Source organism: Tsukamurella hominis, assembly GCF_965137015.1.
In the GTDB taxonomy this organism is placed as follows: domain Bacteria; phylum Actinomycetota; class Actinomycetes; order Mycobacteriales; family Mycobacteriaceae; genus Tsukamurella; species Tsukamurella hominis.
Genome location: NZ_CBCRZG010000016.1, coordinates 68,540 through 82,483, shown reverse-complemented (window position 1 = coordinate 82,483; position 13,944 = coordinate 68,540). Strand labels below are relative to the sequence as shown.

The window sequence follows — 13,944 nt, the reverse complement described above, 5'->3', positions numbered from 1 at the left end:
CATCATGACGGATGCCGACGGGGGCCACCCGGGGTGTCCGGTTCGGCGTGGGGGATCACCCTGATGCCGCAGGTCAGAGATTCTGGCATTCTCGTTGACATGTCACAGACTCCGTTCGCACCGGCGACGCTGCCCACGCCCGAGACGGTGGCCGCGCGGGCCGTCGGCGTCACCAAGGTCTACGGCGAGGGCGACAACGCCGTGCACGCCCTCGCGGGCGTCTCGGTCGACTTCCGGGCCGGGGAGTTCACCGCCATCATGGGCCCGTCGGGCTCGGGCAAGTCGACGCTCATGCACTGCCTCGCGGGCCTCGACGCGGCGTCGGGCGGCTCGGTGCAGGTGGGCGGCACGGAGCTGACCTCGCTGAACGACAAGCAGATCACGCAGCTGCGGCGCGACCGGATCGGCTTCGTCTTCCAGAGCTTCAACCTGGTGCCCACGCTGACGGCGATCGAGAACATCACGCTGCCGCTGGACATCGCGGGCCGCAAGCCCGATCAGCAGTGGCTCGACGCGGTGATCGACCGGCTCGGCCTGCGCGACCGCCTCGACCACCGCCCCACCGAGCTCTCGGGCGGCCAGCAGCAGCGCGTCGCGTGCGCCCGCGCGCTCGTGGGGCGGCCGGAGATCATCTTCGGCGACGAGCCCACGGGCAACCTGGATTCGCGCTCCGGCGCGGAGGTGCTGTCCATCCTGCGCGCCGCCGTCGACGACTACCGGCAGACCGTCGTCATCGTCACGCACGATCCGCGCGCCGCGTCCTACGCCGACCGGGTGGTCTTCCTCGCCGACGGCCGCATCGTCGACGAGATGCGCAGCCCCACCGCGGAACGGGTGCTGGAGAAGATGATCCACCTCGACGAGCTCGTCGCCCGCTGATGGCGAACCCGATGCGCCGGGTGGCGCTGCGGAACCTCCTGGCGCACAAGGGGCGCCTCGTCCTGACGGTGCTCTCCGTGCTTCTCGGCACGTCGTTCATCGCCGGATCGATGGTCTTCACCGGCACCCTGTCGAAGGCCTTCGACGGGATCTCCGACCGCATCGCGGTCGGCGTCGACGCGCGGATCTCGCCCGAGAACGCCCAGGGGCAGGGCGGATTCGGCCCCTCGGGCCCCGGCGTGCCGCTGTCCGTCGTAGATCAGGTGAAGGCGGTGCCGGGCGTGCGCGTCGTGGTCCCCGCCGTCACCGGCACCATCGCCCTGCGCGACGGGAACGGCGACGTGGTCTCGCCCACCGGTGCGCCCCAGGTGGGCGGCGCCTACCTCCCGCCCGGCGAGAACCTCGACCCCGACGGGCTGAAGATCACGGCGGGCAGGGCACCGTCGGGCCCGAACGAGATGGTGCTCAACGAGTCCGCCTCAAAGCGGCTCACGCTGCCGGTGGGATCGAAGACCACCATCGTGGCCCCGCACTCGCCCGGCCCGACCGACGTCACGATCGTCGGGCTGTACACGATCTCCACCGACTCCGGCGGCTACCTCGGCGCGCTGTTCGCGAAGGACGAGGCGCAGAAGCTCTTCGGTGACGGCGCCACCGCGCCCTACATCGAGATCGGCGCCGCGCCGGGCACCTCGCCCGAGCAGCTGCGCGACGCCCTCGCCGAGCGGCTGCCCGACCTGAACGTGCAGACCGGCGCGCAGGTGCGGCAGGAGTTCGAGGACACGATCAATCAGGGTCTGAGCTTCCTCAACTACTTCCTCGTGGCCTTCGGCCTCATCGGGCTCCTGGTGGGCGTCTTCATCATCTACAACACCTTCTCGATGCTCGTCGCGCAGCGCCTGTCCGAGCTCGCCCTGCTCCGCGCCATCGGCGCCGGCCGGGAGCAGGTGCGCAACTCCGTGGTCCTCGAAGCGCTGGTCGTGGGCGTGGTCGGCAGCGCGCTCGGGCTCGCCGTCGGCATCGGCCTCGCGGTGCTGCTGCGCGCCGGTGTCACCGCCGCGGGCGCGGGCTTCCCGGACGGCGGCCTCGCGGTGAGCCCCTCGGTGGTCATCACGGTGATGGTGGTCGGCACCGTCGTCACGGTGATCTCCGCCCTGATCCCCGCCGTGCGTGCCTCCCGGGTGCCGCCCGTCGCCGCGATGCGCGCGCAGGACGGCGGCTCGCCGCAGTCGCTGCTCGTGCGCGGGGCGATCGGCGCGGCCCTGCTGCTGTGCTCGCTGGCGCTGCTGTTCGTGGCGACCACCGAGGTCGGCTCGACGGCCGCGATCGAGGTCGGCATCGCCGGATTCGGGCTGATCCTCGCCATCGTGATCGGCGGGCCCGCCCTCGTCGGGCCGCTGCTCGGCGGCATCGGCAAGGTCATCGCCGCGCCCTTCGGCCCGGCGGGACGGCTGGGCCGCACCAACGTGATGCGGAACCCGCAGCGCACCACCGCCACCGCCTTCGCGCTGGTGATCGGCGTGGCGCTGGTCGGCGTCATCGGCACGCTCGGCGCATCGATGCAGAAGTCGATCGACGCCCAGGTGGACAAGGGGATCCGCTCCGACCTCATGCTGCAGGCCCCGTCGCTGGGGATGCCGCCGGCCGCGCTCACCGCCATCAAGGACGTGCCCGGCGTCGGCGCGAAGACCATCCTCTACGGCGTGCCGGTGCGGCTCGGTGGCGACCGGCTCAGCGCGCTCGGGGTCGACGGTGACATCACCACCGCGTTCAACCTCACCCGGACGTCCGGTGAGTTGGCGCTGAAGCAGGGCGGGCTCCTCGTGGACGACCGCACGGCACGTGAACGCGGCTGGGACGTCGGCTCGGTCGTCGAACCGATGTCGGCCGTCGGTACCGCGAAGGCGAAGCTCACCGTGACCGGGATCTACGCCGGCACCGGCGGATCGCTGTCCGGGCCGGTGATCGCGGCGGCCGACATGAACACGCTGTACCCGCCCGCGAGCGGCGCGTCGACACCGCTCGTCACGCCGCAGTCGGTGTTCGTGAACGCCGCCGACGGCACGTCGGTCAGCGACCTCAAGGAGCGCCTGCGGGAGGCCGTGAAGCCGCTGCTGGTGGTGAACGTCGACGACCAGGACGACCTCAAGGATCAGGCGGGCCAGGCGATCACGGCGCTCATGGGCGTGCTCTACGGACTGCTCGGCCTCGCGGTGGTGATCGCGATCCTCGGCATCGTCAACACCCTCGCGTTGTCGGTGGTGGAGCGGCGCCGGGAGATCGGCATGCTGCGCGCGATCGGCCTGATCCGCTCGCAGGTGCGCCGCTCGATCTACCTGGAGTCCATGCTCATCGCCGTCTTCGGCGCGGCGCTGGGCCTGGTGCTCGGCGTGCTGCTGGGCGTCTCGCTCGTGCACGCGCTCCGCGACGAGGGCCTCGGCTCCGTGGTGGTGCCCTGGTCCACGGTGATCGTCATGCTGGTGGCGTCCGCGTTCGTCGGCGTGGGCGCGGCGATCCTGCCGGCCATCCGCGCCGCGCGTACGCCTCCGCTGGCCGCCATCGCGGAGGGATGAGTCGGCTTTCGGAGTGCGTGTCACAGATGGCGCGCGGCCGGTGTCCCATGTGCGGAAGACTCGAATCCGCATGAGGAGGCAATCATGAAGGTCGTCGTGATCGGCGCGGGCTACGCGGGCACCATCGCCGCGAATCGGCTGGTGAAGAAGGCGGACGCGGAGGTGACCGTCGTCAACCCGCGGCCCGGGTTCGTCGAGCGGGTGCGGCTGCACGAGCACATCGCGGGCAGCGGCTCCGCGGTCACCCCGCTGACGGACATGCTGGACCCGCGGATCCGGCTGGTCGTGGGCACCGTCGACAAGATCGGCGACGGTTCCTTGCTGCTGGCCGACGGGACGACCCTGCCCTTCGACCGCGCGATCTACGCCGCGGGCGGGGCGCCGACGGCACCGTCGGGCACCCACGTGGTGGGCTCGCTCGAGACCGCGGAGGAGGCGCGCCGCGCGCTCGCCGCCCTGCCCGACGGGGCCGCCGTCACCGTCGTGGGCGGGGGCCTGACGGGCATCGAGACCGCGGCCGAGGTGGCCGAGGCCCGCCCGGCCCTGCGGGTGCGGCTGCTCAGCGAGGGCGAGGTCGGAGCGTCGCTCGGGCCCGGCGCGCGGGCGCGGGTGCGGCGCGAGCTGGACCGGCACGGCGTGGCCGTCGAGCGCGGGCGGTACGACGGTGCCGGCCGCGCCGACCTGGTGCTGTGGGCCGTCGCGACGCAGGTCAGCGACCTCGCCGCGCGCAGCGGCCTGGCCGTGGACGAGGCCGGACGCGTGGTCGTGGACGAGTTCCTGCGGAGCGTGTCCGATCCGCGGATCGTGGCGGTGGGCGACGGCGCCGCCGTCCCCGGCGCGCGGCTGAGCTGCCAGACCGCGTTGCCCCAGGGCGCGCACGGCGCGGACAACCTCGCCCGGGAGCTGGCGGGGAGGCCGGCGAAGCCCTTCTCGATGGGGTACACCGGGCAGAACGTCTCGATCGGCCGGAAGCGTGCGGTGATCCAGGCGGCGCGGCGCGACGACACCCCCACCCGGATCCAGTTCGGCGGTCGCTCGGCGGCGCTGGTCAAGGAGCAGGTCTGCCGGATGGCCAAGGGGGCGGCGAAGACGGCGCGCTACGCCTGGCTGCCCGCGCCGCGATGAGCGCCGAGGAGCTGTTCGCCGAGCACCGCCCGCTGCTGTTCTCCGTGGCGTACGAGATCCTGGGCAGCGTCGCGGATGCGGAGGACGTGCTGCAGGAGAGCTACCTGCGCTGGCGGGACGTGGACCTCGGGTCGGTCGAGAATCCGCGGGCGTACCTGGCGCGGATCGTGACCCGGCAGGCGCTCAACGCGTTGCGCACCGCGTCGCGGCGGCGCGAGGAGTACGTCGGGCCGTGGCTGCCGGAGCCGTTGGAGGCACCGTCGGGCGACGGGCCCGTCGAGCACGTGCTCACCGGCGAGGCCGTGACCACCGCGATGCTGCTGGTCCTGGAGTCGCTGACGCCCACGGAGCGCGCGGTCTTCGTGCTGCGCGAGGTCTTCGACTTCGGCTACCCCGAGATCGCCGATGCCGTCGGGAAGAGCGAGGCGACGGTGCGCCAGACGGCGCACCGCGCCCGCGGGCACGTACGGGCGCGGCGGCCGCGCGAGGTCGTGGACCCCGTCGCCGCGCAGGGCGTGGCCGAGCGGTTCGTCCTGGCGGCAGCGACCGGCGACGTGCAGGCGCTCATGGACGTCCTTGCGCCCGACGTGGTCTACCTCGGCGACGGTGGCGGCGTCGTCTCGGCCGCGCGGCGGCCGGTGCAGGGGGCGGACCGCGTGGCCCGGTTCGTCGCGGGTCTGTTCCGCAAGAGCGCGACGATGGGCGAGCTCGGGCTGCGCTTCGCCGTCTACAACGGCATGCCGGCGATGGTCGTGTCGTTCGACGGGGTCGTCGATCAGGTCACCTGCATCGAGGTCCGCGGTGCTGCGGTCACCGGCGTTTACACGGTCCGCAATCCGGACAAGTTGCACCGAGTCATCGGATGACTAGCCTTCAGGGCGTCGAGCTGTGGATCTGCGTCCAAACGTATGGGACGGTTCATTAACTTCGCGATTCGGTAGCGTCCCGGGGGTGCAACCAGGGCGGAAAGTGCTGCTAACGAAGTGTGAAATTGCAATGATGGGACTGACGCGCAACTCAGCTATTGAGCTCTGACCTGGGCGTATCGCGTACTCGCAAGCACATATCACGATATGGTAACGGTTGCATTTCGAAACGGATTTGCTACTGCCGAGTAGCGAATCCTGTGATTAATCTTCGCGGTGATCGAGCGCACTCACAGCCCCCTCTGTGACGGCACACACGCTCAATCATCCGATCGCCGCTCCTCCGCAGGGCGTGCTGATCGTCGTCACGTGAAGACATCAGGAGAGACCCATGCGTGCTGCCACCCTGCCCACGACCGCCACCCCCGGACGCGCCACGTTCAGCTGGAGCCGGACGGGGGTGATCACCCAGGCGATGGCGGCCACCGTCCTCGCCGGCTCGCTGACCCTCACCGCCCTGCCCTCGTCGAGCTTCTCGCTGCCCACGCCCGCGCAGGTGCTCGCCGTGCCGGCCGCCGCCGCGCCGCTGCGCATCGAGGTCAACACCGTCGGCCTGATCGACCTGCTGCCCGACGCGCTGCTCGTCGCCGAGCTCTCCAGTGCGAATCCCGACAAGCTGGCGCGCGTCCTCGCCCAGGTGCCGCCGGACAAGGTCGCCGCCATCATGGAGAAGATCCCGGCCGACAAGACCGCGAAGATCCTCGAGGCGATGCCGCCCGAGAGCGTGGTCGCCATCATGAACGCGCTCGACGAGAGCAAGCTGACCGCCATCGTCAACGGCCTCCCGCAGGACAAGCTCAACACGATCGTCGCCGGGCTCTCGCAGGAGAAGCTCAACGCCGTCGTCAAGGCCATCCCCGAGGCCAAGCTCATCGAGGTCGTCAAGAGCCTCGACGATGCGACCCTCGGCAAGATCGTCGGCGCGCTGCCGACCGATCGCCTCGTCACCATCGTGTCCGGCCTGGACCAGCAGAAGCTCCAGGACCTGGTCGGCGGCATTCCCGCCGAGGTCCTCGGCCCCGTTGTCGGCGGCCTGCCCAACGACAAGCTCGCCGCGCTCGTGGCGCAGATCCCCGTCGACAAGCTCGGCGCGGTGGTCGCGACCCTGCCTCCCGCCACGATCGCCAAGCTCGTCGAGGGCCTGCCGACGTCCGTGCTCACCGAGGTGATCGGCACCGTCGACCCCGCGAAGATCGGCCCCGCGGTGGCGGCGCTGCCCACCGACAAGCTCAGCGCCCTCGTCGGCTACATCCCCACCGACAAGCTGGCCGCCGTGGTCTCCGGCTTCGACGAGAAGAAGCTCGGCGACATCGTCGGCCTCATCCCGGTCGAGAAGCTCGGCCCCGTGGTCGCCGGCCTGCCCGCCGACAAGCTCACCGCGCTGGTCAAGCAGATCCCCACCGAGAAGCTCATCACCGTGGTCTCGGGCCTCGACGACAAGGTCCTGGCCGACCTCGTCAACGGGATCCCGGTCGAGAAGCTCGGGCCCATCGTCGCGGGCCTGCCCACCGAGAAGCTCATCGCGCTCGTCGGTTCCATCCCGACCGACAAGCTCAAGGCCATCGTCGGCGGGCTGCCCGACGACAAGCTGCTCGGCATCATGGACGGCCAGCTCATCGGCCGCGTCGTGTCGCTGGTCGTCGCGAGCCTGGGCACGCCCGGCGGTATCGCGAAGCTCCCTGAGCTGCTCACCGGCGTCGTCAGCGGTGCGGTCTCGGGCGGCGCGCAGCTCGTCCCGAACCTCGTCGCGAACATCCCGCTGGTCGGCCCGATCGTCGCCGGACCGATCGAGTTCGTGGCGAACACCGTCGTGGTGCCCGCGGTGAACTTCGGCCTCAGCCTGCTGCAGCCGGTGTTCTCGCTGATCTCCACCGTGATCTCCCTGCCGGTCTCGCTGGCCACCTCCGTGATCGGCAGCGGCGGCCTCACCGACCTCTTCGGGAACCTGACGAAGGGCCTCGCCGACCTGGGCGGCGCGAGCAAGGACCTCACCGGACTGGCGCAGGGCACGTCGGCGCTCGCCGGGGCGGACGCGAGCGGTGCCCGGACCCAGTCGGCCCTGTCGTCGCTGTTCTCGGCGCCGAACGACACGGAGACGGAGGACGCCGCGGCGGGCGACTACGTCGGCAAGCACCGGGTCACGGAGACGGAGGGCGCCGAGCCGACGACGACGGCCGACGCTCCGACCACCGCGGTCGAGCCGACGAAGACGGTCGAGCCGACGACGGTGGATCCGACGAAGACCGCCGACCCGACGGCGGTCGAGCCGACGGGCACCGTCCCGCCCGAGACGGACGAGCAGGCGCCCGCCGACGAGACCTCGGAGGCGCAGACGCCCGCCGCGGACTCGACCGAGACGCCGGCAGCGGATGAGAGCACGGACGCCTCCGCCGACGACGCGCCGGCCGACGACGCCCCGACGGTCGCCGCCGACGCCGCCTGATCACCCCCGGTCTCCGGCCCCCTCCGCGATCCGCGGCGGGGGCCGGAGCCGTGTGCGGCACCGTCGGGCGGCTAGCGCTTGCGGAAGACCAGCACCAGGTTGGAGACGAGCAGCTCCCGCAGGCCCGGCACGCGGACCAGCCACCACGCCCACGCCGGGTGGTAGCGCGGGAACGCGGCCACGAGCTCCGCGTTCTCGACGGTGGCCGCCCACCGCAGCCCGTCCGCGGCGCCGACCTTGAACAGCGACGTGCCGTAGAGGTTCTTCGGCGGATGCCCGTGCTTGCGCGTGTACATCCGAGCGGCGCGCTCGCCGCCGAGATAGTGCGTCTGCCCCATCTCGTGGCCGCCGAACGGGCCGTACCAGAGCGTGTAGCTCAGGATCACCATGCCGCCGGGCCGGGTGACGCGCAGCATCTCGTCGCCCATGGTGCGCCAGTCGCGCACGTGCTCGGCGACGTTGGACGAGAGGCAGACGTCGACGGCACCGTCGGCGATGGGGAGCGCGAGGCCCGAGCCCCGCAGCCCCCGCGAGGAGGTGATGCCGGCGGCGTGCGCCTCCGACGGATCGGGCTCGACGGGGATGTACACGGCCCCGTGCTGGGCGAAGGCGTCCTCGAAGTAGCCGGGCCCGCCGCCCACGTCGAGGACGAGGGCGCCCTCGAGATCCCCGAACAGGTCGCCGGTCAGCTCGACGGTGTCGCGCGCGAGCGAGCCGTAGAACCGGGCCGGCTCAGACTGCTCGAACCGGAAGTCGGACAGCAGCCCCACCGAGCGGCGCAGCGTGGCGCGGCGGCGGAGGCGTTCGGTGGCCTTCTTCCAGGTCGCGGGGTACACGCAGACGGACGGTACCCTAGGAACCGTGCGTGAAGTCCTCCTGCTGTGCTGGCGTGACACCCGCCACCCGCAGGGCGGCGGCAGTGAGCTGTACCTCGAGCGCGTGGGGGAGGAACTGGCCGCCCGCGGCGTGCGGGTCACGCTGCGGACCGCGATGTACCCCGGCGCAGCCCGGTTCGAGACCGTTCGCGGCGTGCGCATCTCCCGCGGCGGCGGACGGTTCACCGTGTATCCGCTGGCGCTGCTGGCGATCGTCCTCGCGCGGTTCGGCCGAGGCCCGCTGCGCGGCATCCGCCCCGACGCGGTGATCGACACGCAGAACGGCATCCCCTTCTTCGCGCGACTCGTCGCGGGCGTACCCGTGACGGTGCTCGTGCACCACTGCCACCGCGAGCAGTGGCCCGTCGCGGGCCGGCTCGTCGCGCGCGTCGGCTGGTTCATCGAGTCGCGCCTTTCGCCGTGGCTGCACCGGCGCTCGCAGTACCTCACCGTCTCGCTGCCGTCGGCCGAGGAGCTGGCGCTGCTCGGCGTCGGCCCGGAACGGGTGGCCGTGGTGCGCAACGGGATCGACGCCGTGGCACCCGGGGTCGCGGACGTGCGGTCCGCGTCGCCGCGGATGGTCGTGCTCTCGCGGCTCGTGCCGCACAAGCAGATCGAGGACGCCCTCGACGTGCTCGCCCGCTTGCGGCGCCGCGTCCCCGACCTGCACCTCGACGTCATCGGCAGCGGCTGGTGGGACTCCGAGTTGTACGCGCACGCCGCGAAGCTCGGTGTGCTCGACCGCGTGACCTTCCACGGCCACGTCACCGAACAGCGCAAGCACCGCCTGCTCTCGCGGGCGTGGGTGCACGTCATGCCGTCGCGCAAGGAGGGCTGGGGCATCACGGTGATCGAGGCGGCCCAGCACGCGGTGCCGACCGTCGGGTACGTCTCGTCGCGCGGGCTCACCGACTCCGTCGTCGACGGTGCCACCGGCCTGCTGGTCCGCGACCTCTCCGGGCTCACCGAATCGGTGTACACGCTGCTCAGCGACGCTCTGCTGCGGGAGGAGCTCGGCGCGAAGGCGCAGGAGCGGGCGGGGGAGTTCTCCTGGCCCGCCACCGCCGACGGCGTCTCCCGCGTGTTGTCCGCGTCCGTCGCAGGGGAGCGCGTGGGCGGGCTCGTCTAATCGCGACGCGGTGTGCCCCATGAGCCGGCGTCCTTCGTGCGACCGGTTGCGGGGCCTGTGGTCGTCGCGCGAGCCATTCGTGCCGCGCATGGCTCGGATAGACGCAGGTCAGATCGATTCCTGCGGGGTCGGCTAAGCGTCGCACGCATGACGGCTAGGGCTGGCCGGGGCTGCTCGGTCACCGGCGACGCTGAGCTAGGCGGGACGCCGTGCGGTGGATTCTTGCCGCTGAGCGGGCACTATCCACCGCACGGTGCCCGGCGGAGGCGGCGGCACGGCGAAGAGGTCGCGGCGGGCGTGCCACCGTATCGAGCCTCGCGGGCAATCTTCGGTGGGAATCTGCGGCGGAGCATCGGCGTGTCGTCGCCGACTCGCACCGAAGGTCGCCGAGGGCTCGACCCGATGCGTTCGCTCACAGCTGCACTCGCCGACGCGGAGGCCGCGACCGCCGTAATCTGAAACGGTGGCTGAATCCGAGAAGCGGCGCCCTGCGATTCTGACCGTCGACGACGATCCGAGCGTGTCCCGCGCGGTCGCCCGTGACCTGCGGCGCAAGTACGGCGACGAGTACCGCATCGTCCGCGCGGAGAGCGGCGAGCAGGCCCTCGAGGCGCTCAAGGAGCTCAAGCTCCGCGGCGACCTGGTGGCCGCGATCCTCGCCGACTACCGCATGCCGCAGATGACGGGCCTGGAGTTCCTCGAGGCGGCGATGGACGTCTACCCCGGCGCGCGTCGGCTGTTGCTCACCGCGTACGCGGACACGGGCGCCGCGATCGAGGCGATCAACGTCGTCGACCTCGACCACTACCTGCTCAAGCCCTGGGACCCGCCGGAGGAGAAGCTCTACCCCGTCATCGACGCGCAGCTGGAGGCGTGGCTGTGCAGCGACCACCGGCCCGTCCCGGAGACGAAGGTCGTCGGGCACCGCTGGTCGGCCCGCTCGTCCGAGGTGCGGGAGTTCCTGGCCCGCAACCAGATCCCGTATCGCTGGTACACCGCCGAGTCGCCCGAGGGGCAGCGGCTCCTCGCCGCGGCGGGCAGCGACGGGCAGCAGCTCCCGCTCGTCGCGGCGGCCGACGGGACCGCGCTGTGCGCACCGTCGGACAGCGAACTGGCGGCGCACGTGGGACTGAACACCACCCCGTCGGAGGAGTTCTACGACCTGGTCGTGGTCGGCGCGGGCCCGGCCGGCCTCGGCGCCGCCGTGTACGGCGCCTCCGAGGGGCTGCGGACGGTCCTCGTCGAGCGGTCCGCGACCGGCGGGCAGGCGGGACAGAGCTCGCGCATCGAGAACTACCTGGGCTTTCCCGACGGGGTCTCGGGGACTCAGCTCACCGACCGGGCGCGGCGGCAGGCCACCAAGTTCGGCGCCGAGATGATCACCGCCGCCGACGTCGTCGAGCTCGAGGTCACCGGGGCCGGGCGGCGCGTGCGGTTCTCCGACGGCACCGTCGTCGGCGCCCACACCGTCATCCTCGCGACGGGCGTCGCCTACCGGCAGCTGGACGCCCCCGGTATGGAGCGGCTGACGGGTGCCGGGATCTTCTACGGGTCGGCGATGACCGAGGCGCCGGCCTGCGCGGGCCAGGACGTCTACATCGTGGGCGGCGCCAACTCCGCGGGCCAGGCGGCGGCGTACCTGTCGAAGGGCGCCCGCTCCGTGACCCTGCTGGTGCGCGGCCCGTCGCTCGAGGCGTCGATGTCGTACTACCTCATCCAGCAGCTCAACGCGATCGAGAACGTGCACGTCAAGCCCCACACGCAGGTGATCGAGGCGCACGGCGACGACCACCTCACGCAGCTCACGCTGCGCGACACCCAGTCGGGCGAGACGGAGCAGGTCCCGGCCGACTTCCTGTTCGTCTTCATCGGCGCCGAGCCGCGCACCGACTGGCTCGACGGTGTCGTCGCGCGGGACGGGCGGGGCTTCCTGCTGACGGGTCCGGACCTCACGGTCGACGGTGCCTCCCCGCGGGGATGGGAACTGGACCGGCCGCCGTTCCACCTGGAGTCGAGCGTCCCCGGCATCTTCGTCGCCGGCGACGTCCGTTCCGAATCGGCGAAGCGCGTCGCCTCCGCGGTGGGCGAGGGCGCGATGGCCGTCATGTTCGTCCACCGCTATCTGGAAGGAGTCGACTCGTGAGCACTCATGACCCGTGCTTCGTCGACGAACTGCGCACCCTGTTCCTGTTCGAGAAGCTCAGCGACGAGCAGCTGGAATGGCTGTGCGAACGCGGCCACGTGGAGACCTACCCCGCCGGCCCCGTGTACTCGACCGGCGACCCCGCGGACTGGCTGTACGTCCTGCTCAAGGGGACGATCGCGCTGTCGCAGAAGGTGGGGGACGCGGAGGTCGAGACCACCCGCTCCGACCAGCGCGGCGCCTACTCCGGCGCGTGGTCGGCGTTCCTCGGCAAGGGCGGCCCGGCGCAGACGCAGTACAACTCGTCCATGCGCGCGGCGACGGAGGCGCAGTTCTTCATGCTGCCCGCCGCCGACTTCAACGAGGCGATGCACGACTGGTTCCCGATGGCGGTGCACCTGTTGGAGGGCGTCTTCTACGGCGGCCAGCGCAGCCGCCAGATGATCGAGCAGCGCGAGCGCCTGCTGGCGCTGGGGTCGCTGTCGGCAGGCCTCACCCACGAGCTGAACAACCCCGCCGGCGCGGCCACCCGCGCGGCCACGGAACTGCGCACGCGCGTCGGCGGCATGCGGCACAAGCTGGCCGGCATCGCCAGCGGCAAGCTCGACCGGACGCGCCTCGTCGACCTCGTGAAATTCCAGGAGGAGGCCGTCGAGGCGGTCGCGAGCGCCCCCGATCTCGGCCCGCTGGAGGCCTCGGACCGGGAGGACGAGCTCATGGACTGGCTCGACGATCACGACATCGGCGACGGCCACGTGCTGGCCCCCGTCTTCGTGGCGGCGGGCCTGCAGACCGACTTCCTCGACCGCGTCGCGGGCTCGCTCGACGACGTGCAGACGCTGTCGGGGGCGCTGCGCTGGCTGTACTACACGGTCGAGACCGAGCTGCTCATGAACGAGATCACCGACTCCACCAACCGGATCTCCACGCTCCTGCAGGCGGCCAAGCAGTACTCGCAGATGGACCGTGCGCCCTTCCAGGTGCTCGACGTGCGCGAGCTGCTCGACAGCACCGTCGTCATGCTCAGCCGCAAGCTGGGCCAGGCGGACGTCACCGTGGTTCGCGACTACGACCCCGACCTGCCCGACATCCAGGGCTACGGCGCCGAGCTGAACCAGGTGTGGACCAACCTCATCGACAACGCCGTGCAGGCGATGGACGGCCACGGGACCCTCACGCTGCGGGCGCACCGCAAGGAGGACTCGGTGGTCGTCGAGGTCGCCGACACCGGCTCCGGCATCCCCGCCGACGTGCTGCCTCGCATCTTCGAGCCCTTCTTCACCACCAAGGGCGTCGGCGAGGGAACCGGCCTGGGCCTGGACATCTCGTGGCGGATCGTGGTGAACAAGCACCAGGGTGATCTGGCGGTGCGGTCCGAGCCGGGGAACACCGTGTTCACCGTGGAGCTGCCCATCGCCGGGCCGCAGCGCGAGGCCGAGATCGACGATCCCGGCGACCCGGGAGAAGGACTGGAACCATGAGCGAGCCGACCGATCCGATCGATCCGACGGTGCCGCCCAGCGGCGCCGGCTGTGTGGAGTGCGACGCTGCCGGCGGCTGGTGGGTGCACCTGCGGCGCTGCGCGAAGTGCGGCCACGTCGGCTGCTGCGACTCGTCGCCGTCGCAGCACGCGAGCGGCCACGCCCGCGCGAGCGGTCACCCCATCGTGCAGAGCTTCGAGCCCGGCGAGGACTGGTTCTGGGACTACGTCTCCGAGGACTACTACGACGGTCCGCGCCTCGCCGATCCGCAGAGCCGCCCCGTCGACCAGGCCGTGCCCGGCCCCGCGGGCCGCGTGCCCGCCGACTGGAGGAACCACGTGCACTGAGCCCGAGTTCTCGTCGGCCCGAT

General features: G+C 71.7%; 10 protein-coding genes. 9 read left to right on the top strand and 1 reads right to left on the bottom strand.

What is annotated here, in order from left to right; translation table 11 throughout:
- Positions 1 to 99 precede the first annotated feature (99 nt).
- From ACM9LD_RS18450 to ACM9LD_RS18430, 5 genes are all read left to right on the top strand, one after another.
- Positions 100 to 879, top strand: a complete 780-nt coding sequence (locus ACM9LD_RS18450; RefSeq protein ID WP_415678015.1) for an ABC transporter ATP-binding protein — start codon at positions 100 to 102, stop codon at positions 877 to 879.
- On the top strand, positions 879 to 3,452 hold the full coding sequence (locus tag ACM9LD_RS18445; RefSeq protein ID WP_415678014.1) for an ABC transporter permease: 2,574 nt from the start codon (positions 879 to 881) through the stop codon (positions 3,450 to 3,452). Before ACM9LD_RS18450 ends, ACM9LD_RS18445 begins: the two co-directional genes overlap by 1 nt.
- An 84-nt stretch (positions 3,453 to 3,536) precedes the next feature.
- Positions 3,537 to 4,577, top strand: coding sequence for an NAD(P)/FAD-dependent oxidoreductase (locus tag ACM9LD_RS18440; RefSeq protein ID WP_415678013.1), 1,041 nt, complete (start codon positions 3,537 to 3,539; stop codon positions 4,575 to 4,577).
- The gene (locus ACM9LD_RS18435; protein ID WP_415678012.1) at positions 4,574 to 5,443 is read left to right on the top strand and encodes an RNA polymerase sigma-70 factor; all 870 of its coding nucleotides are present in this window, start codon (positions 4,574 to 4,576) and stop codon (positions 5,441 to 5,443) included. Before ACM9LD_RS18440 ends, ACM9LD_RS18435 begins: the two co-directional genes overlap by 4 nt.
- A 391-nt stretch (positions 5,444 to 5,834) precedes the next feature.
- Entirely contained in the window at positions 5,835 to 7,946 is a 2,112-nt protein-coding gene (locus ACM9LD_RS18430) for a magnesium transporter MgtE N-terminal domain-containing protein (RefSeq protein ID WP_415678011.1), read from the top strand.
- 71 nt (positions 7,947 to 8,017) lie between these two features.
- Here ACM9LD_RS18430 and ACM9LD_RS18425 read toward each other — a convergent pair whose 3' ends face one another.
- Positions 8,018 to 8,782, bottom strand: coding sequence for a class I SAM-dependent methyltransferase (locus ACM9LD_RS18425; RefSeq protein WP_415678010.1), 765 nt, complete (start codon positions 8,780 to 8,782; stop codon positions 8,018 to 8,020).
- A 25-nt stretch (positions 8,783 to 8,807) separates the two neighbouring features.
- Between ACM9LD_RS18425 and ACM9LD_RS18420 the strand changes: the two genes are divergently transcribed.
- The 4 genes from ACM9LD_RS18420 to ACM9LD_RS18405 all read left to right on the top strand — a co-directional run bounded on the left by ACM9LD_RS18420 (position 8,808) and on the right by ACM9LD_RS18405 (position 13,921).
- Positions 8,808 to 9,950, top strand: coding sequence for a glycosyltransferase family 4 protein (locus ACM9LD_RS18420; RefSeq protein ID WP_415678009.1), 1,143 nt, complete (start codon positions 8,808 to 8,810; stop codon positions 9,948 to 9,950).
- A 463-nt stretch (positions 9,951 to 10,413) separates the two neighbouring features.
- The gene (locus tag ACM9LD_RS18415) at positions 10,414 to 12,093 is read left to right on the top strand and encodes an NAD(P)/FAD-dependent oxidoreductase (protein WP_415678008.1); all 1,680 of its coding nucleotides are present in this window, start codon (positions 10,414 to 10,416) and stop codon (positions 12,091 to 12,093) included.
- Positions 12,090 to 13,574: an ATP-binding protein gene (locus ACM9LD_RS18410; protein ID WP_415678007.1), complete on the top strand. Its 1,485-nt coding sequence runs from the start codon at positions 12,090 to 12,092 to the stop codon at positions 13,572 to 13,574. Before ACM9LD_RS18415 ends, ACM9LD_RS18410 begins: the two co-directional genes overlap by 4 nt.
- Positions 13,571 to 13,921: a UBP-type zinc finger domain-containing protein gene (locus ACM9LD_RS18405; protein WP_415678006.1), complete on the top strand. Its 351-nt coding sequence runs from the start codon at positions 13,571 to 13,573 to the stop codon at positions 13,919 to 13,921. The genes ACM9LD_RS18410 and ACM9LD_RS18405 overlap by 4 nt, the downstream gene beginning before the upstream one ends.
- The last annotated feature ends 23 nt before the right edge of the window (positions 13,922 to 13,944 follow it).